At 50.2% G+C, this 20581-nt stretch carries 15 protein-coding genes; 8 read left to right on the top strand and 7 right to left on the bottom strand.

Features of this window, described 5'->3' with window-relative positions:
* The coding region (locus ACTHMC_RS07375) for a group III truncated hemoglobin (RefSeq protein ID WP_440412186.1) at positions 1-364 on the bottom strand (364 nt) is incomplete at its 3' end.
* A 9-nt stretch (positions 365-373) separates the two neighbouring features.
* A complete protein-coding gene (locus ACTHMC_RS07370) occupies positions 374-1831 on the bottom strand; it encodes a chloride channel protein (RefSeq protein WP_440412185.1) in 1458 nt (485 codons plus the stop codon).
* Positions 1832-1909: 78 nt separating this feature from the next.
* On the opposite strand from ACTHMC_RS07370, the gene rpiA reads away from it, so the two are divergent.
* Positions 1910-2602, top strand: coding sequence for a ribose-5-phosphate isomerase RpiA (gene rpiA / locus ACTHMC_RS07365; RefSeq protein WP_440412183.1), 693 nt, complete (start codon positions 1910-1912; stop codon positions 2600-2602).
* A gap of 101 nt (positions 2603-2703) precedes the next feature.
* On the top strand, positions 2704-4143 hold the full coding sequence (locus ACTHMC_RS07360) for a PLP-dependent aminotransferase family protein (protein WP_440412181.1): 1440 nt from the start codon (positions 2704-2706) through the stop codon (positions 4141-4143).
* A 56-nt stretch (positions 4144-4199) separates the two neighbouring features.
* On the opposite strand, the gene ACTHMC_RS07355 is transcribed toward ACTHMC_RS07360, so the two are convergent.
* Positions 4200-4448, bottom strand: coding sequence for a helix-turn-helix domain-containing protein (locus ACTHMC_RS07355; RefSeq protein ID WP_440412180.1), 249 nt, complete (start codon positions 4446-4448; stop codon positions 4200-4202).
* A gap of 746 nt (positions 4449-5194) precedes the next feature.
* Between ACTHMC_RS07355 and ACTHMC_RS07350 the strand changes: the two genes are divergently transcribed.
* Positions 5195-5500 carry a hypothetical protein gene (locus ACTHMC_RS07350; RefSeq protein WP_440412179.1) on the top strand — a complete coding sequence of 102 codons (306 nt, stop codon included), beginning with the start codon at positions 5195-5197 and terminating at the stop codon, positions 5498-5500.
* A gap of 104 nt (positions 5501-5604) precedes the next feature.
* Here ACTHMC_RS07350 and ACTHMC_RS07345 read toward each other — a convergent pair whose 3' ends face one another.
* Both ACTHMC_RS07345 and ACTHMC_RS07340 read right to left on the bottom strand, forming a co-directional pair.
* Positions 5605-8490 (bottom strand): outer membrane beta-barrel protein, encoded by a 2886-nt coding sequence (locus tag ACTHMC_RS07345; RefSeq protein ID WP_440412178.1) that lies wholly within the window; start codon positions 8488-8490, stop codon positions 5605-5607.
* A gap of 196 nt (positions 8491-8686) precedes the next feature.
* Complete coding sequence (locus ACTHMC_RS07340; protein WP_440412176.1) at positions 8687-9133, bottom strand: nuclear transport factor 2 family protein; 447 nt, start codon at positions 9131-9133, stop codon at positions 8687-8689.
* A gap of 486 nt (positions 9134-9619) precedes the next feature.
* On the opposite strand from ACTHMC_RS07340, the gene ACTHMC_RS07335 reads away from it, so the two are divergent.
* From ACTHMC_RS07335 to aspA, 5 genes are all read left to right on the top strand, one after another.
* Entirely contained in the window at positions 9620-10963 is a 1344-nt protein-coding gene (locus ACTHMC_RS07335) for a TolC family protein (RefSeq protein ID WP_440412175.1), read from the top strand.
* A 42-nt stretch (positions 10964-11005) separates the two neighbouring features.
* On the top strand, positions 11006-12139 hold the full coding sequence (locus tag ACTHMC_RS07330) for an efflux RND transporter periplasmic adaptor subunit (protein ID WP_440412174.1): 1134 nt from the start codon (positions 11006-11008) through the stop codon (positions 12137-12139).
* A gap of 66 nt (positions 12140-12205) precedes the next feature.
* A complete protein-coding gene (locus tag ACTHMC_RS07325; RefSeq protein WP_440412172.1) occupies positions 12206-15400 on the top strand; it encodes an efflux RND transporter permease subunit in 3195 nt (1064 codons plus the stop codon).
* 232 nt (positions 15401-15632) lie between these two features.
* Complete coding sequence (locus ACTHMC_RS07320; RefSeq protein WP_440412170.1) at positions 15633-16052, top strand: hypothetical protein; 420 nt, start codon at positions 15633-15635, stop codon at positions 16050-16052.
* 573 nt (positions 16053-16625) lie between these two features.
* Entirely contained in the window at positions 16626-18038 is a 1413-nt protein-coding gene (gene aspA, locus ACTHMC_RS07315) for an aspartate ammonia-lyase (protein ID WP_440412169.1), read from the top strand.
* Positions 18039-18211: 173 nt separating this feature from the next.
* On the opposite strand, the gene ACTHMC_RS07310 is transcribed toward aspA, so the two are convergent.
* Positions 18212-19453 (bottom strand): glutamate-5-semialdehyde dehydrogenase, encoded by a 1242-nt coding sequence (locus tag ACTHMC_RS07310; RefSeq protein ID WP_440412167.1) that lies wholly within the window; start codon positions 19451-19453, stop codon positions 18212-18214.
* Positions 19454-19475: 22 nt separating this feature from the next.
* Entirely contained in the window at positions 19476-20510 is a 1035-nt protein-coding gene (gene proB / locus ACTHMC_RS07305) for a glutamate 5-kinase (RefSeq protein WP_440412165.1), read from the bottom strand.
* Positions 20511-20581 lie beyond the last annotated feature (71 nt).

The following is a 20581-nucleotide window of genomic DNA, read 5'->3' as shown; positions in this document are numbered from 1 at the left end:
CCTTCATCTGCATCACCGTAGCAATAGAAACCGCGCGTTGCTTCGCCAGCTCTGCCTTATCGCCTTCGAACAATTCCTGCACTGTCTCCACAAATAATTCTTTCCAGCGTGAGAAGTGGGCGGGTTGCAGCGGCACCCTTGCATTCAGTTGCTTGTGAACGAACATCGGGTTGCCTTCATAGTCGTGCGTGTTGAGCAATATATCACCCCAGAATTTGTACATGGTGGGAAGGTGCTGGTCCCAGTGGTCTCCGATCACTTCGTTGAAGATGGGACCGATGAGCTCGTCTTTGCGGGCTTTGTCATAGAAAGAGTCTACCAGGAGTTGAATGGAGGTATGGTCTGTGATCTGTTGTCTGGACATAATCTAACGTTAAGGGGCAGTTGATTTTGGGTCAGCTGGCGGTATTGGAGGTTCGGGTTGTTGCTGTTGTTCTGGTTGTTCTGGTTCGGGTATGGCTGCTTCCGTTTTTCCGGCATCCTTTGCTTCTTCCAGGTTCACCTCGTGAATGAAGCGGTGCTTGAGGTGATCGTAAAATGATTTACGGTCAACCAGCATGGATACCAGGTAGGCAACCATGGCGGCCAGCATGAGATGGAAGATCACGTTGTGGCGGTCCGTCATTTCCAGTACCAGGATTGCCGATGTGAAGGGCGTTCTTGTTACGCCCGTGAGAAAGGCCACCATGCCGGACAGGATCAGTATATTGGAGTTGGCGGGCGACATATCCATCCATCCGCCGAGCAGGGATCCGATACCGGCACCCGATGCCAGGGCCGGAGCAAAAACGCCACCTGCGCCACCGGTAGTGAAACTCAGGATGGACCCCAGAATGCGAAGCAGCGGTACGTACCACTCCACATGCTTGTTGCTGGTGAAGAGCGTCTCCGTCATCAGCTCCTTGCCGGATCCAATCATGGGCATTCCCCAGATGAAGCCAAACAGGGCTATCAGTGAGGCACATACGATAATATAAATGATCTTCTTTGGGCTCTTCCATCGTCCGGCAATATTCATTACCCTCAGGATGAGGCGGCACATGCCGCTGCCGGCCATGCCAGCAACCAGTCCAGTCAGCAAAACTGCGGCAAAAATCCAATGAGACAAATGACTTACGTCAGGATACCCGAGATAGAGGTAAGGACCGAGCAGTGCCTGGGCGGTGAGGCCGGCAATGATCACCCCGGTGAAAAGAGCGGTGCGGAAATAACTGATATGGGTCCGGGTCAGTTCCTCCACGGTAAACACCAGTCCCCCGAGGGGGGTATTGAAAGCGGCAGCCAGTCCGGCAGCAGCACCCGTCATGATCATATTCCTGCGTGATATTTTGGGCCACCAGGCAGGAAGCCACTGGTTGATGGTACGGAATACAGAGCCGGCGATCTGGATGGTAGGGCCTTCACGGCCCACAACACCGCCGCCGAATGCCATGATCAGGCTGCTGGTTATTTTTACCCAGATAACTTTCAGATTGAGGAGCTTGTTGATCTTCTTCTCGTCTTTGGGAGTAGCCAGTTCGATGGACGCAATTACCTGGGGGATACCGCTGCCACGCGCAAAGGGAGCATACTTCTTCACTAACCACCAGGCAAGGAGAAAGCAGCATGGTGTGGCAATGAACAGACTCCAGCTGGCCTGGTGCAACATCCATTCGGCGCCTTTTTCGGCGTAGGAAAAGAGGATGGCGTATGCCACTGCAATGAGACCGGTGAGTAAACTTGCGATCCAGAATGGGATCGCCTGCAGGGCATTCTGCTTCATCCGCTCATTGCTGATTCCATCGTACATTCTCTTCAATCGCCTGCGCATTCCATTCAGGATCCTTGTCATAGTCACGGGATTTAATAGCTGGAGAAGGCCGGCAAGGTACGCAATCCTTCATAACTGAATAACTGCTAACTTTAGGGTATGCTTACAAATGCTGCGATCAAGGAACTGGTAGGTACGCAGGCCGCCGAGCTGGTGCAATCCGGAATGACCATCGGATTGGGTACCGGCACCACCATCGAATGGCTGATCAAAGCGCTGGGGAATAAAATCATCAGCGGCTTCGAGATCCGCGCTGTGTCTACCTCTGAGGCCAGCAGCAAACTGGCGGCGCAGTATAATATCCCGCTGATAGAACTGAATGATGCGGCAAAGATCCAACTGGCCATCGATGGTGCAGATGAGATCGATCCACAGCTGCAACTGATCAAGGGAGGTGGGGGTGCGCTTTTCAGAGAGAAGATGGTGGCTTCTGCGGCAGAGAAGTTCATCGTGATTGCAGATCATAGCAAGCTGGTAGAACAACTGGGCGCATATCCATTACCGGTAGAAGTGATGATGTTCAACTGGAAGCAGGTGGAAAAACAAATGCACAGGCTGTTCGGCAAGCCCCTGCAACTGAGGATGAAAAAAGATGGCGGTCCATTTGTGACAGACCATGGTAATTATATAATAGATATCTCTTTCGGTGAAATAACTGATCCTGCAGCGGTCAACAATACATTGCATGATATACCGGGTGTGATAGAGACCGGCCTTTTCCTGGGCATGGCCCGTAAAGTGCTGATCGGTTACCCGGATGGACAGACCGAATGGCGGGAAAGGATTTCCTGAGCACCTGCTCTTTAAACCCTCCAGGGGTGGCATTTCACGATAACAAACAGCTTGTTGAATAGTTTTCATTTTGGTAATTTTGACTATATCAGATTATCATTATGAAGTCGAAATTCACAGGTGAGGACCACCTCTATCTGCAGGTTGCGGAGGGGGTGGAAAAGATGATCGGCGATGATATCCTCCGCATTGGTGACAAGCTGCCTTCCGTGCGCATGCTCAGCAAGGAGCATGGGATCAGCATGGGTACTGCTTTTCAGGCTTATTATCACCTGGAGGGGAAAGGATTGATAGAAAGCAGGCCGAAGAGCGGTTACTATGTACGTTTCAACCCCCGTCGGTTTGCGCATCTCCCTAAGCAAATAGATCCGGTGGTGGTGCCTGTAGACAAGCCTACCAATCATGATATGATCATGCAGATGATCAAGACAATGCGGGCGGAAGACATCATGAACTTCGCGCTGGCCTCTCCTTCGGTGAACCTGTTGCCTGCGGCTAAGCTCAGCAAAAGCGTTACTTATGCACTTCGCAATGATCCTTACCAGTGTTTGCAATATGAGCATGCGCAGGGCAATCCTGAATTGCGGAAGCAGATCGCCAGGCTCAGTTTCAACTGGGGCGGAAAAGTGAAACCTGATGAGGTGATCATCACGGCTGGCTGTATGGAGGCGGTGGTGATGGCTTTACGTTCGGTTACCCGTTCGGGTGATACGGTGGCGGTTGAATGTCCTTCTTACTTTGGTATCTACCAGGTGATTGAGAGCCTGGGGCTCAAACTCATTGAAATTCCGGCAGACCCCGTAACGGGCATCGACCTGGAAGGGCTGGAACGCGCTATCAGCAAGCATTCCATTGCCGCCTGCCTGCTGGTGCCAAATTTCAGCAATCCTTCCGGCAGCTGTATGCCGGATGAACATAAGCAAAGACTGGTGCAATTGCTCACGAAGTGCCAGGTGCCACTGATTGAAGACGATATATATGGAGAGATGTATTTCGGGAGGCAGCGGCCACGCACCTGTAAGTATTTTGATAAGGAGGGAATTGTGCTGTACTGCTCTTCGCTTTCCAAATCGCTGGCTCCGGGGTACAGGATCGGGTGGATCATTCCCGGAAGGTATATGGACAAAGTGAGCAGCATCAAAATGATGCATAGTATCAGTTGCGCCACAATTACACAGCAGGCGCTGGCACATTTCCTGAGCATCGGCCGGTACGAATACCATCTCAGGAACCTGCGCAAGGCATTACATACCCAGTGCCTGCGGTATACACAGGCCATCATGCAGTATTTTCCGGAGGGAACGCGGATCTCGCGCCCGCAGGGCGGGTTTGTGTTATGGGTAGAGCTGGGAAAGCATATCAATACTTACGAGCTATGGCTTGAAGCGATGAAGCACCAGATTTCCATAGCACCGGGCAGTATCTTCTCAAACAGCGTCAACTACTCCCATTATATGCGGATCGGTTATGGCAAGCCATGGGACGACAAGGTAGACAAGGGTTTGAAGACCCTGGGCAACCTGGTCAGAAAAATGGGTTGATGCGGAGAACCCAGACAATAAATAATACGGAAGGGAGGAAAGGGCCGGTATGATAATTATTCAAATTCATATTTCAGGAGGTCTGCCGGATGCAGGTTCAGACCTTTGGCCAGTTCATAGATCGTGGAGATCTGAACATTGAAACGGCCATGCTCCATTTTGGAAATATTACTGTCATCCAGGTCACAGTTCTGCGCCACTTCGCGCAGGCTTAATCCCTTATCGAGCCGGATCTTCTGCAGATGTGCACCAAACTGTTGCTTCAGCCGGGTGTAATCCTTCTTGTTTTTTGATTTCTTCTTCATAGGCCTGATTGAACTGCTTTGATCATTTAACATAGACAAGGTCGTTATTTTTTAAAAAAATTTGCGGTAATATTTAACCGTAAATTGAATTATTATTTATATATTTGCTCCAGATACATAATTCCCACGTATACCACAACTCGCACTGAACCAGGTCACATCAAAACCGGATGTAATATTATATGAAGCTTTCACTTTTCATGTAGTGTAAGCTTGCATCTGGATAATTTTTACTAAACAATTCCCACAATGGTTCATTCCAGCAGGACGGATTATCTCTTCCTGACCAACACTGTATTGCCATTCCGGCAATCCAGGGAAGGAACCTGTGAATGCTGATATGCTTTTTTATTCTGTTCCGGCCTTGCCCTTCGCAAAACGCCTGACCCGATCAAAAAAGCAAATCGGTTGGTCGGGGATTGCATGGAATGTGGTGGACCGAACGGTCAGGAATAGGAAGGTTGGAGGCGATAAGCTTCGCCTCATGATACATACGTATCAAAGCTGTTCCCGGTTTATAAAACAGCCAAAAAAAACAGAGAAGCCGTTTTCGCCCTTCACAGGGTTATACTTAACGAAAGAAAAAGCTATGGCGGTGATCGTTTACGCTAAGATACCGAGCAGTATCGGAGAAACACCCGGAGCCCCGGTTTGGCTCACCAGCAGGTTGCAACTGCAACCTGCCGGGTGGATCTTTTCAACAGCCCTTACACCCCGGACCATTTCTGAATACAAATGATCACGTTATGCAAACACAGCCCGGTACCAGTGAAAATATGAAAGACCCATTCAGGATCATCGCCGAATTCTGCCGGAATTATCACCAGCATGAAGTTCAGTCGATGCTCTGGGAATGGCTCTCAACAGCCATATCGCGTACCCATAGTATTTATGATGATGGCAAAGAACGAGCCAGCCTCATTCTCCTGTACGAAAATATCACCCTGTTGATTGCGGCGGCCTACAGCGTGCACCATAAAACTGCAGCAGCCAGCACCGCCCCTTCTACCAATATTACTAAAAATAAAAAGTCAGGGCCGCCAAAGCCCTGACCTCAAGAGTCTCATTAGGATAAGGTTTTAATGTCAGTTAAGAATCTGATTAGTCAGTTCCCTGTAGTCTTGCAGGGAACTTGTTTTTATTCCTGACATATCCCTTACCCCGCTCCCAGCCTCATGCCTTTATTCTGGCCACCGCCCTTTCGGCCACCAAACTGGTTGAACCCATACATGAAGCTGACCATAAAATATCTTCTGAGGATCTGCGTGTAACTGTCAACAATATAGTTGTCGTTCACCATCCGGTCTATATTACTGTTCTGATTCAATATATCCACCACACTCACCTTCAGCTCCCCATTCTTTTTCTTGAAGAAGGTCCAGGCCACCGATGCATCCCATAAAGGGATCGCCTGGTTGAAGCCATCACTCCTCCCTGAATTGATGCTGTAATCGAAACTGCTTTCGATCCTCAGGTCCTTGAGCAGGCTGCAACCCGCATCCACACTGTAGTTCTGGTTGAAAAACCGGTTACGCGTTGCCTGCGTAACATTGAAGCTCGCATCATTATAGGTAAACCTGCCGGATGCTGCCACATCAAAAATGTCTTTGTAATAGTTCAGAGACAATGACTGCGATGCAGACCTGTTATTATTGAAGTTGACAACCCCATTCAGCAGGCTCACATCCCTGTTGTAACTCAGGCGCGAGTTGGCCTGCAGCGAAACCGGGCTGCTCTTGCCGCTGATGGTCTTTTTCAATGGAATTGAAAAGTTACCACTCAGTGAAGCATTGAAAGCCCCGTTGATATTCTCCGGCCTGCTGAGCTGTTTGCCGCCATCCAGCAAGCGGATACTGTTCACGATCCTGTTGCGCGTGATACCCGCACTGGCATCCACACTGTAATACATGTAATTATTGGGATTGGTCCGGTTGAAGCTGATGCCGAAATCATGATTGAACTCCTGCTTCAGATTGGGGTTACCCTCCCTGATGTATAACAGGTTCGACTCATCCCGTACATCCTGAAGCTGACTGATATTGGGCGTGCGTGTATTACCACGGTAGTTGAAACGGAGACTCGACTGGCGGTCTACCTGAAAATTATAACTGGCATTGGGCGCAAAGTTCACGAATTTCTGCACCATCAGACTGTCTTTACCAAAGAGCTCACGATGACTCATATTCTCCAGGGTGGTGAACTGGATAGTGCCACCTACCTGCAGATCGCCTTTTGCCAGGGTATACTTGAGATTGGTGCCGAACTTATGGTGCTGGTTCCTGTTCTCGAAATAGTTGGTCTGGCTCTTGTTCACACTATCATATTGCCTGGAGCTTTCCCTGTATTCCATCACATCCACATCACTGGTATTCCGGTCGTTGGTATAGGCATAGTTAAACTCCCAGAGCATTTTTTCGGTGAGGGATTCTGTGATGGAAGTATTGATCGTATTGTTGAAGCTGCGTCCCTTATTGAAGTTTCGCTGACGCTGATGGGTAAGCGAAGTGGTATCTCCCAGCGGATTGAAGAAATAGTAAGGCGTTTCATTGCTGCCGTTCATATCGGAATTGTTCACGGAGCTCTGCCATGCGATACTGAGGGTCCTGCCTTTTTTCCGGAAACGGTGGCGGAAAGTGATATTATTATTGAAGCCGAGCCCGTCGTTTTCACTTTCCCTGCTGCTCCTTCGTGCAATGGCGTCATAGGTCTGTGCCTTTGTAACGGAGCGGGTGCGGGAACTGTCCATACTGTTGCTGGATGATTTGCGGAAATTCAGTGTAGGCGAAACAGTGATGCTGCTCATACTGTCCATCTTGTAATCGAAGCGCATTGAAAAGTTATGGCCGCTGTTATTACTGGTGGAGCTGGATGCAGAGTTTTCCACCGTGGAACTGTCGTTTGCAAAGAAGGTCTGTTGCTGACGCTGGCTTTCGGTCTTTGAATCGGACCCATTGATGGCATAACTTCCGGTGAGGCTCAGCTTCCTGCCCCATTCATTGGTGAAGTTGATACCGCCACCCCAGATATTGGTATTACCGGCTCCGCCCCTGCCGCCACCCCGGCCACCACTCACTGCCATGCCACTCATACCGCCTCTGCCACCACCGCGGCCTCCGCCCATGGGCATATTCATCATACCTCCCATGCCCATCCGGTTGGTATTGCTTGCATTGCCCACCAGTGACAACCGGAAATTATTATTGAAATTATTCACAAAGAAGCTGCCTTCATAGAGGTCCTCATTGCCCAGACCTGCTGCTGCGCGGCCGAAAATGCCCTTACGCCTGTCTTTCTTGAGCTTGATATTGATGGTACGCTGACGGCTGCCATCATCTATTTTATTGAACCTGGCCTGCTCGCTCATATCATCGTAGAGCTGCACGCTCTCCACCATATCAGCGGTGAGGTTGCGGGTGGCCATTTTGGGATCATTACCGAAGAACTCCTTTCCGTCCACATAGATCTTGGGAATATCCTTACCCTGGGAAGTGATATTTCCATCGCGGTCCACTTCCATACCGGGGATCCGCTTGAGCAGGTCTTCCACCGTGGCATTGGGCCTGGTTTTGATGGCGCTGGCCCGGAACTCGGTAGTATCTCCCTTGATCTGGATCGGCGGGATGCGCACCACTACGGCTTCCAGCATGGAAGTATCCGTAGCCAGCAGGATCTCTCCCAGGTCAACCAGCGGCTTCCCTTCTGAAAAACGGACTGGCTGGTAGTGGTCAAGATACCCTGTAAACGTAAGATTGAGGAGGTAGGCCCCTGCGGGAATATTCTTTATTTCAAACAGCCCTTCCTTATTGGTAACAGTAAAACCTATCATGCTGGAGTCAAGCGCATTGAGGAGGGTAGCGGTTGTGGAGGGAAGAACGAGTTTGTTCTGCTTATCAAGTACTTTTCCTTTGAGGGTACCCACGGGTTTCTGGGCGAACGCGGAAAACGAGATAAGGCAGGCAATAGTCAGCAGTATTGTCCGGGTCATGGCTACGGTGAATTCTTTTGGTTTGCTTTGGGATAACGGAGCCTTTGACGCTGCCATCCACAATAAACCGTCATTTTAAAACGCGAATTTAGAAATCTATAACATTTGAGGCCAGTACGGTGCAATAATTTGCTGTTAAAGTTGAATGTTTTTTACAGCGAAAAGCGGTGCTGACGGCCAGTTCAGGGCCTTCAGCACCGCTATCTTATCCTGATGCCAGATTATCCTGATCACTAACGTTCAGGAATATGCGCTATGGTTTTGGAGGCGCTATCTTCACAGCCTGGCGCCCCAGCAGCACCCAATGCTTATTTTGTTTTTGCCAGACGGTCATGATGGTCAGCGCCACGGTCCCCGGCTTGCCGCCATCGTTGGTGGTTGCATTGAGCTTATGCCTGACGATGGCCGTTGTTCCGGAAACGGTGATGGTCTGATCTGTAAGGTGGATGGTTACAAAGTCAGACTTTCCGCTGGCCAGCGTGTGCACGAATGTTTTTTTGTCTTCCACATTTCCACTGCTATGACCATACGTAAGTTGATCGGCTGCGATGGCTTCGAGTGCTTTCTGATCACCATCGATCATTGCCTTGCGGAGTGTTTCAACAGCAGCCGCCACTTCTTTTTCTTCTTTCGTTTGCGCCATGGCCACACTCGCGGTAATGGTTAAAATGAATAATGACGAGATGAATTTCCTGTACATAGTTTTTTCGATTCCGGGTGAACGATACTTCTAAAATACGTTATTACACATAACGAGACAAAGGGGGTACGATAGGAGGAATTATTTTACAGCAGACAGAAAGAAAACCGGTAATCAAACGTCCAACACCCCTAACGATGCCTGCCAACCGCACAGGAGGGGAATCCTTTTGCATAATAACAACTGTTAGTCTTGCATGGAGCTTACCACATAAATAAGCTTTGAAAATCATTGAACAATCGCCCGGGTTCCTCTGTTAAGCACTCCATCCGGACCATCGTGGCCCTGCCCCGGAGAGATTGACTATGTGCACCGTTGGTCCAGAAAAAATTATCAAGATGTTGTGAGCTTCAATACCTTTGCCGTTAACCCCACGGATTTTTGCCTGAAGCTGCCTGCGTACTAAACAACCCTTCATCGGACTCCCCACCGAAGAGGCGGTACCTGAACGTCTTTCTTTGTTTACGTAATAGATAAATGCGCTTTATGAACAAGTTGAATGCCCTGGCTCAACACAAATGGAAATGTATCATTCTTTCTCTTCTTGTATTACCTCAATGGCTGAACGCTCAGCAAAAGGACAGCGACAGTCTCCTCCAGGAGGCCACGCTGGACAATGTGATCCGTTATGCCATCAGGAATCAACCTGCGGTTCAGAAGGCGCTCATCAATGAGGCCATTACTGAAACCACCATCAAAGGCAAGCTGGCCGACTGGTATCCGCAGATCAATGCGGCTTATAACCTGCAGCATAACTTCAAAGTACAAACAGCCGTGATTGGCGGTAACCCGGTTAAACTGGGTGTAGACAATGTCTCTGCCGTTCAGCTCACTGCCACGCAGAACATCTTCAACAGGGATGCCCTGCTGGCTACCCAGACGGCCGGTGATGTACGGAGATTTGCCAAACAGAATACCGGCGCCACCAAAATCGATGTGGCCGTAAATGTTTCAAAGGCTTTCTATGATGTGCTCACTACCAAACAGCAGATCAAAACCACCAGCGAAGACATCAACCGGCTGGAACGCAGCCTGCGCGATGCCACCTACCAGTATCAGGCAGGAGTAACCGATAAAACAGATTACAAGCGTGCCACCATCGCCCTCAACAATGCAAAGGCATTGCTGAAAACGAATGAGGAACTGCTGAAGGCCAAGATCGAATACCTCAAAGCGCTGATGGGCTACCCGGGGGGCGCTCCACTGGAGATCAAATACGATACCCTGCAGATGGAAAGCGAGATTGTACTGGACACCCTGCAGGGCACCAACTACAGTACGCGCATAGAGTACCAGTTGCTGCAGACCCAGCTGAAACTGCAACAGGCAAACCTGAAGTACAACAAGTGGAGCTTTATCCCGAATGTATCCGCCAATGGCGCTTACAATTTCAATTACCAGAACGATCAGTTCAGCAAACTATATAATACCAACTACCCTCAGTCCTTTGCCAACCTCAGCGTAACGCTGCCCATTTTCCAGGGAGGTAAACGGATCCAGAATATCCGGAATGCCGAATTGCAGATCAACCTGATCGAAGCGGATATCACGGACCTGAGGAATAATATCAATGCCGAACATGCGCAGGCGCTTGCCGCTTACAAAGCCAGTCTCAGCACCTACCTGGCGCTTAAAGAGAACCTGGCCCTGGCGCAGGAGGTATATGATGTGATCAATCTTCAGTACAGATCGGGGATAAAAACCTACCTGGAAGTGATCACTTCGGAAACGGATCTTCGCAACGCACGCATCAACTATTACAATGCATTGTACCAGTTGCTGTCGTCTAAAATAGATGTTCAGAAGGCATTAGGCCAGATCAATTACTAAGACCAAACCCAAACCAATCAAACACAAACACACACTTTCTATATGTTGATCCGACAATTTCAGCAATACACAGGAATCGGTGCACTGGTGATCCTCGCAGCATGCGGCGGCAAGAACCAGCAGCAACAGGCAGCGCAGCAGGCGCCGCCCGCAGTGGCTGTAACCACCTTCCAGGTAGAGGCTACCAACGCCAGCTATGCAGATCTTTATCCCGCAACGGTAACTGCACTGGAGCAGACAGAGATCCGTCCACAGGTGAACGGTTATGTTACCGGCATCTTCTTCAAAGACGGGGCACGCGTAAGCAAGGGACAAAAACTGTATAGCATCGACCAGCAGGCTTATGAAGCCACTTATAACCAGGCGCAGGCCAGTCTTGCCGTGCAGGAAGCCAACCTGGTGAAGGCGCAGAAAGATGCAGACCGCTACCGCGAGCTCGACAAGCATGATGCCATTGCCAAGCAGCAGGTAGACAATGCCGAAGCTGCACTCGAAGCCGCTAAAAAAACAGTGGATGCAGCCCGCGCCAATGTACGCGCCGTGCAGACCAATGTGCGCTATACCACCCTCACAGCACCTTTCAGTGGTACTATCGGTATCAGTCAGGTGAAAGTGGGTACGCCTGTTTATGCAGGGCAGACCATTCTCAATACCGTTTCTTCCAACGATCCTATTGCGGTTGACTTCCCCGTAGATCAGCGTGAGATCTATCAGTTCACCAAAATGCAGCAGGCAGGCTCAAAGGCCGGCGACTCCACTTTCAAACTGCAGTTCGGTGAAGATATCTACCCCTTTGCCGGAAAGATCAACCTGGTTGACCGTGCAGTGGATCCCCAAACGGGCTCTATCAAGGTGAGGGTGGTATTCCCCAATGCAAAGGATATGCTGAAACCCGGTATGACCGGCACTTTGCTGGTGCACCGCAGCAGCAGCGATGCAGTGGTGATCCCCTACAAAGCCGTTACAGAGCAGCTCGGAGAATTCTTCGTGTATGTTGTGAATGGAGATAAAGTAAGTCAGACCAAAGTTCAGTTAGGCCAGCCTCTTGGCGCCAACATCATTGTGAAAAACGGGCTGAAACCCGGAGATGTGATTGTAGTGCAGGGTGTTCAGAACCTGCGTGAAGGTTCACAGATCAAAGTAGCGGCCGATACCACCGCACAGAAGAAACCATAAAGAATCGACAATTGGAAACGCAGCCGGTGAAACATTGTATCACCGGCCTGGAAAAAAGAGATAACAATGATAGCGGATACTTTTATAAAACGGCCAATTACTGCCATCGTGATCTCGATAGTGATCGTGCTGGTTGGGCTTATCGCCCTCACCACCCTGCCGGTGGCGCAGTACCCGGATATCACGCCCCCGGCCGTGAGCGTAACAGCCAACTTTACCGGATCCGACGCAGAAACAGTGGAACAGACGGTTACTACCGGCATCGAAACACAGATCAACGGTACGCCGGGCATGAGCTATTTGAGCAGTAACAGTACCAGCGCAGGCCAGTCCAGCGTTACGGTAAGTTTTGATATCGGCACCAATATCGATATCGCGGCCCTCGACGTTCAGAACCGTGTGAGTGTGGCCGAGCCCACCCTTCCCGATGCTGTAAAAAGACTGGGTGTGGTGGTGCGTAAGCGAAACCCCAGTATCATGATGGTGATGACCCTGTTCTCACCCAATGGCACACACGATGCCACCTTCCTGGGCAACTATGCAAACATCTATGTAAAAGACGCCCTTCTCCGTGTGAAAGGGGTAGGTGATATCACCAGCATTGGTGATGAGTTTGCCATGCGGATCTGGCTCAACCCTGATAAGCTGGCCAACCTCAAGATCACACCGGCGGAAGTAAGCGCGGCACTTGCCGAGCAGAACCTGCAGGTACCCGGTGGTACGGTTGGCGGCAACCCGCAGCCCGGCAACCAGACCTTCGAGTACAGCGTACTCACCAACAGCCGCCTGAACAGGGTGCAGGATTTTGAAGACATCATTGTACGCAGCAACCCTGCCCAGGGATCTGTGGTGTACCTGAAAGATATCGCACGCGTGGAGCTGGCCAAGTTCAACTATGGTTTCAACTCCTTTGTGAATGGCAAACGCGGCGCCTTCATGCTGATCTACCAGGCTCCCGGCGCCAATGCCCTCGATACTTACGAAGGCATCACCAAGGCTATGGAAGAGCTGAAGAAATCGTTCCCGAAAGATGTGGATTATATCTCTCCCTTCGAAACGGTTTCCGTAGTGAAAGTATCTATCGAAGAGGTGATCCACACCCTGGTGGAAGCATTGCTGCTGGTAACTCTGGTGGTATTCATCTTCCTGCAGAACTGGCGCGCCACGCTGATCCCGATCCTCGCCATCCCGGTGAGTATCATCGGTACCTTCATCTTCTTCATACCACTCGACTTCACCATCAATACCTTGACCCTCTTCGGTTTTGTACTGGCCATCGGTATCGTGGTGGATGACGCTATTGTGGTGGTGGAAGCGGTGCAGCATTATATCGATCATGAAAACCTGTCGCCGAAGGAGGCAACCATGCAGGCGATGAAAGATATCTCGGGACCCGTAATTGCCATCGCCCTGATCCTTGCCGCGGTATTTGTGCCGGTAGGATTTGTGCCGGGCATTGTGGGACGATTGTATCAACAGTTTGCGATCACCATTGCGGTCTCGGTGCTGCTGTCGGCCTTTGTAGCCCTATCACTCACGCCTGCTCTCTGTATCCTGCTGCTCAAGCCGGGTAAAAAAGAAGGCGATAAGAAGAATATCCTGGAAAGGTTCTTCGCCTCCTTCAACAGGTGGTTCGACCGTTTGAGCACCAGGTACACCCGTGGTGTAGGCAAGTGGATCAAAGCTACTCCTTATGTACTGGTGATGCTGGTATGTTTGTTCGTAGGGCTCTTCTTCCTCTTCAAGAACAAGCCCTCCGGCTTTATCCCAACGGAAGATGAAGGAAGGTTCTTTGTAACCTACGAAATGCCGGAAGCCACTTCCACAACAAGAAGCGTGGCAATGCTGGATACGATCATGGCCCGGCTGCTGAAGATGCCGCAGGTGAAAGCCGTGGGTGGTATCGCGGGCCTGAACGTGATCAGTTTCTCCAACAAATCAAACATGGGTACGGTGTTCGTATCACTGAAGGACTGGAGCCTGCGGAAAGACAAGAAAGACCATGTGCAGAGTGTGATCGGGCAGATCATGGGCGGCATGTCTGATCTGAAAGAAGCCCGCGTACTGGCTATTGCGCCGCCGGCCATTCCTGGTCTCGGACAAACGGCCGGTTTTACTTTTGAATTGCAGCAGACCACCAGTACCGATAATATCCAGCAGTTTGAAGCGGTGAGCAAGAAGTTCCTCGGTGCGTTATATCAACGTCCTGAGATCGGACTGGCCTATACCTTCTTCAATACGAAAACACCGAGCTATAAAGTGAATGTGGACCGTGATAAGGCCAAGAAGCTTGGCGTATCTGTGGCAGATGTGTACAGCACCATGAGTACCCTGCTGGGTAGTTCTTATATCAACGACTTCAATATCTACGGAAGGAACTTCCGTGTGATGGCGCAGGCAGACAGCAGTTTCAGAAGCAACCTGAGCAACCTCAACAGTTACTTTGTGCGCAACAGCCAGGGCAATATGGTGCCGCTGAGCTCGCTGGTAACTACCAAAGTGATTGAAGCACCGGCGGTGATCTCGCATTACAATATCTACCGTTCCATCGAGATCAACGGATCGCCCAAGCCTGGATTCAGTTCCGGTGAAGCCATCAAGGCGCTGGAAGAAGTAGCCGCGCAGGTATTGCCGGCAGGTTACGGATATGAATTTTCCGGCCTCAGCCGTGAGGAGAAAAAAGCCGGCAGCAGCACGGTTATCATCTTCATGATCTCCATCATATTCGTGTTCCTCTTCCTGGCGGCATTGTATGAGAGCTGGAGTATTCCGTTCTCCGTACTGTTTGCGGTGCCGATCGGGGCCTTTGGTTCGATCCTGACCCTTACCTTCCTGCCCAACCTGAGCAATAACGTGTATGCGCAGATCGGTCTGATCACCCTGATCGGTCTCTCGGCCAAGAACGCCATCCTGATCGTGGAGTTTGCCAAGGAAAGGGTTGACAGGGGAATGGATATCGTACATGCCACTTTGCAGGCTGTACAGCTCCGTCTTCGTCCGATCATCATGACCTCCCTGGCCTTCATCCTGGGTGTACTGCCGCTGGCATTCTCTTCAGGTGCAGGTTCGGAAGCACGTAAAACCATCGGCTGGACGGTATTCGGCGGTATGCTTGCAGCCACTACCCTGGCCATCTTTGTGGTGCCGGTGCTGTTTGTACTGATCTCCAGGATAGCGCTCGGCAGAAAGCTGAGAAAGCTGCAGGAGCAGAAAGCCAACGAAGCCACCGTGGATAGCAATATCCAGGGAATGAAAGATTGATCCGCTTCAAATAATAAGCGCAAGAGGGCTGACCAAACGGTCAGCCCTTTTACTTTATCGGGGGGCACTCGCTCGCCTCCGGCGAGTGAGGAATATTTGTTCGCCTCCGGCGAACACCGTGTAGCCAGGAGGCGACGGAATAAACGTCACTCGCGGGACGCGATCGGCTGGGCACTGCGAAAGTAATTTCGTTTCACAAACTTTGTTATTTTCGTTGAAACAGCCGCCAACAATGGAAATCAAACTGAATAACTGGGTAAAAGTGTTTTTGGTTTTCGTATGCCTGGTTGTGTCGGTTGTGGGATTCATGATAAAACTGCCTTCCGTATTCAGGGGTCATGATAAAGAACTTCATGCAGTTTTTTACTTTCTGGCAGCAGCCTTTCTGAATATCCTCTTCACTAACGGAAGGTTTACGGTACATATCCTCATTTTTGCCATTCTTTATTTTTTCAGTGTAGGTATTGAATATGCACAGGAATATTCCAACAAACTGCTGCGTAAGCGCATCCATGGCCGGTATGATCCGGAAGATGTAAAACAAAACCTGAAAGGGCTTCTCGCCTACTCCCTGTTATGGATCACATACAGACTGGGCGTTTTTGTTTACAGAAGGAGCACACTGAAAGAAGCATCAGAAGAAAAACGATAAACTCCAGACTGCATTACCGGAAAAAAAGATGCCCGCAGTGGAAACTGCAGGCATTATACCCATAACAACAATTGCTGGCCAGCAGCAATACTTTCAATATGTTGAGTGCGCCAGCGGCACCTGAAATAATAGTCTACCAATTTAGTAGACTAAAGATACAAGGTTTTATCAGAACGAAGAAAAAACTATAAAAAAAGTTTGAAAGTTTTTTGTGGTTCCAACCTACAGTGTGCCAGGTAAACCTGCAGGGTGCCGCCAGTCGCTCGCGTCCCCGCGAGTGATTTATATTTGCTCGCCTCCCGGCGAGCACCGTGTCGCCGGGAGGCGACGGAATAAACGTCACTTGCGGGGACGCGGGCGACTGGGCACTGCGAAAGCAAAGGGCGTGCCTTCTCCCATGCCATTTCAGATTTATTGGCTACATTTAGTTGCAGGTCTGTCAAGCGGTTACATCCTCAAACCTGCATTGGCTGCTACTTTACGGAACATTCATTTAGCCCTTTGCCTGAGCCCTTGCCGTGACCCGGATTGCGATACACGTTCATCATATACAATTATTTCAAACATATACCCATGAGCAAAAAATTCAGGAAGGAACACGACTTCTTAGGAGAAAAGGAGGTACCCATCAATGCATATTATGGCGTACAAACCTTAAGAGCTAAAGAGAATTTCGATATCACCGGCATTCCCCTAAGCAAAGAGCCACTTTTCATCAAGGCATTCGGTTTTGTGAAGAAGGCGGCAGCCATGGCTAATAAGGATTGTGGCGTGCTGGACAAAAAGATTGTGGAAGCCATCAGCTTTGCCTGTGATGAGCTCATTGCCGGAAAGTATGATGATCAGTTCATCAGCGACCTGATCCAGGGCGGAGCCGGTACTTCCACCAATATGAATGCCAATGAGGTGATTGCCAATATCGGGCTGGAATATATGGGTTATGCAAAAGGACAGTATGAATACCTCCATCCCAACAATCATGTGAACTGCTCGCAATCCACCAACGATGCCTACCCTACCGCCTTCCGCATTGCGCTCTTCTTCATCATCAATGATTTTATCGTGGCGTTGGAGAAACTCCAGAAATCATTCTATAAAAAAGGTAAATCATTCAAGGATGTGCTGAAGATGGGCCGCACTCAATTGCAGGACGCTGTACCTATGACACTCGGCCAGGAGTTCAATGCCTTTGCCACCACGCTCGGTGAAGATGTGCTGCGCCTCCGCGAAGTGCAGCAACTGATCACGGAAGTGAATATGGGCGCTACTGCTATCGGAACAGGTGTGAATGCGCCCAAAGGATATGCTGAAAAATGTGTGAAGCACCTTGCCAGGTTCAGCAAGGTTCCGGTAACACTGGCCGCCGATCTCATTGAAGCCACTTATGATGCCGGCGCTTATGTACAACTCAGCGGCACCATGAAACGCTGCGCCGTTAAGCTCAGCAAGATCTGCAACGATCTCCGCCTGCTCAGCAGCGGCCCCCGCTGCGGCTTCCAGGAGATCAACCTGCCTCCGATGCAACCAGGCTCCAGCATCATGCCCGGAAAAGTAAACCCCGTGATCCCTGAAGCAGTGAACCAGACCTGCTTCTATGTGATCGGTGCAGACCTCACTGTTACCATGGCCGCGGAAGCCGGACAATTACAACTCAATGTGATGGAGCCCGTGCTTGCCTTTGCGCTCTTCACTTCTTTTGAATACATGACCAGGGCCTGTGATATGCTGCGCGAGAAATGTGTGGATGGTATCACCGCCAATAAAGAACGGACAAAGGATATGGTAATGAACAGCATTGGTATCGTTACACAACTCAACCCGATCCTGGGTTACGAGCAATCTGCCGATATTGCGAAGGAAGCGCTGACAACAGGTAAATCCATTCACGATATAGTAGTGAAGGAAAGAAAACTGATCACGCAGAAGAAATGGGACCAGATCTATTCAATAGAGAACCTGATCAATCCGAAGTTTATCAATCAGTAAAATACTATTTCGCAGTGCGGCTGACTAATAAGGGATATCGCCATTACCCGGGGGCAGCCGCTCGCGTCGCCGCGGGTGACGGATATGCCGTCGCCTCCGGCGACTCGGTGCTCGCCGGATGCGAGCAAATAGAAGTCACTCGCGGGGACGCGAGCGACTGGGCGCACCCTCTGTTATCTTATCTGGCCGTTTCCACGGATCAGCCATTTCTCAGTTACCAGCTTCTCCAGTGCAAAAGGCCCACGCGCATGCAGCTTCTGTGTTGAAATCCCGATCTCCGCTCCCAAACCAAACTCTTCCCCATCTGTAAAACGCGTACTTGCATTGGTATACACCGCCGCTGCATCCACTTCACGCAGGAACCGTTCGCAGTTCTTTTTATTCTCCGACACGATCGCTTCAGAATGCCTGGTACTATGCTCACGGATATGTACCAGCGCTTCATTGATATCCTTCACCACCTTCACTGCGCATTTCAGGCTGAGGAACTCTCTTCCGAAATCCGCTTCTGTAGCCAATTGCAATAAAGGATACCCTTTCAGCAGTTTGAACGCTTTGGGGTCTGCAAAGACCTCAACACCGTGCTCAGCCAGCCTGGGCTGTAATTTCTTCAGAAACTCCGGGGCCACAGCAGCATCCACCAGGATGGTATCGGCTGCATTGCAGACAGAAGGACGGGAGACTTTCGCATTCACCACTATGTCCAATGCTTTTTTGAGCGCCGCATCTTTCTCTACATACACATGACAAACTCCGGCTCCCGTTTCTATCACAGGCACCTGGCTGTTGTTGCGAACGTATTGGATCAGCGAATCGGAACCACGGGGGATCAGCACATCCACATAACGTGTGGCGGTGAAGAGCTCCTGCACCACTTCCCTTTCGGCGGGCAGCAGGGTCACGCAATCCGGATCAATATCATGTTCTTTCAGTGTTTTTTTGATCAGCGAAACAGCGGCCTTATTGGTATTATCAGCTTCGCTGCTGCCTTTGAGTACACAGCCATTGCGGCTTCTGAGACAGAGTGCTGCAATATCAAAGGTCACATTGGGGCGTGATTCATAGATTGCCCCCACTACACCAAGCGGGACCGTAATTTTTTCCAGCAACAGACCGTTCTTCAATATGCGTGATTCCAGCAGCTTACCCGAAGGATCAGGAAGTTTGCTGATGTTGCGGATGCTGGCCGCAATGTTTTTGATACGCTGCTCATTCAGCAGCAGCCTGTCGTTACGCGGATTATCCGGGGCCTGTTTGGCCAGGTCTTTCTTATTGGCCCGGATCAGCAGTGTGCTGTTGGCTTCCAGTGCTTTTGCCAGCGCATTGAGCGCGGCTTTGAGTGGCTTTTCGCTCACCGATTTCAGGCTAACAGAAGCTACACTCGTTTTTATTATCAGGGGTGTGATGGACTTCATGATTGTTGATTCAATGGCTCTACTAAAATACGACAATATCATCGGCATGCGCCGCCACTACGTTCTTCGCTTTCAGGTTCTCTTTGATAGCAGCCGCTCCCAGCTTCACTTTGGCTACCCCCAGGATGATGCCTTCCTCGTCCATCAGCTGCACTACTTCGCCCTGTGTGAACTTGCCCTGCACCTGTGTAATACCCACGGTCAGCAGGCTGCGGCGTTGCTGCAATGCTTTGGCGGCGCCTTTGTCAACCGAAATACTGCCGAGAGTGATAGAGCCGCTGGCCAGCCATTTCTGGCGGGCCTTGAGGTTACTGTCCTGCGGCAGGAAGGTACTTCCCTGCTGGCCGGCGAGGGCCGAAGCGAATGGTGTATTGCCTTTCAGCCCGGTGATGATCACTTTGATGCCCAGTGAATTGGCCAGCCTGGTGAAGGTGAGTTTGGAAGTCATGCCACCGAGGCCAAGACTGCTCTTGTCTGTTGTTACAAAGCCGAGAATATTCCTGTCTACATTTTCAACCAGCGGAATGATCTCTTTTTTATCGTTCATGAAACCTCCCACGGAAGTACAGATGATCAGTGCTTCCGCATCAAAGCCAATGGCCATGAGGGTTGCCAGTTCATCATTGTCCGAGAACTTGAGCTCCACATTGCTGATGAGATCATTTTCATTCACAATGGGAATGATATTGTTCTCCCAGAATGCATCGAAGGTTTCTTTGAGTTGCAGGAACTGCGGTCGCCTGCTGAAATGCACGCGCTCACATAATGCCTGCGCCACGGGGATATCGTAAGCGGAAAAATGTTTCTGATATAATCTGATGAGGATGGGATTTCCGATGGCAGCAGCGGCTTTGCGCTCTGTGAGGGTTCCCTTGTATTGTTTGATAAAAGATTTGCCGCTGCCCACCGCGCCGCTGCTCACCAGAACGATGCGATAGCGTTTTGCGAGTGAGGCAATCTCTGCGGCCACTTTCCTGATGATGGCCTGACTGATCACGCCCTTACTGTCTGTGATCACTGCTGTACCCAGCTTGATCACTAATACCGGTCTCTGCATGGTATAAAAGTAAAAAAAGGGTCAGGATAGAAATCCAACCCTCTTTTATAATCCAATATCCTATGAAAAAC

This window comes from Pseudobacter sp., assembly GCF_051955275.1.
Taxonomy (GTDB): domain Bacteria; phylum Bacteroidota; class Bacteroidia; order Chitinophagales; family Chitinophagaceae; genus Pseudobacter.
The sequence above is the reverse complement of the archived record's forward strand: the minus strand, read 5'-3'. Positions and strand labels throughout refer to the sequence as shown.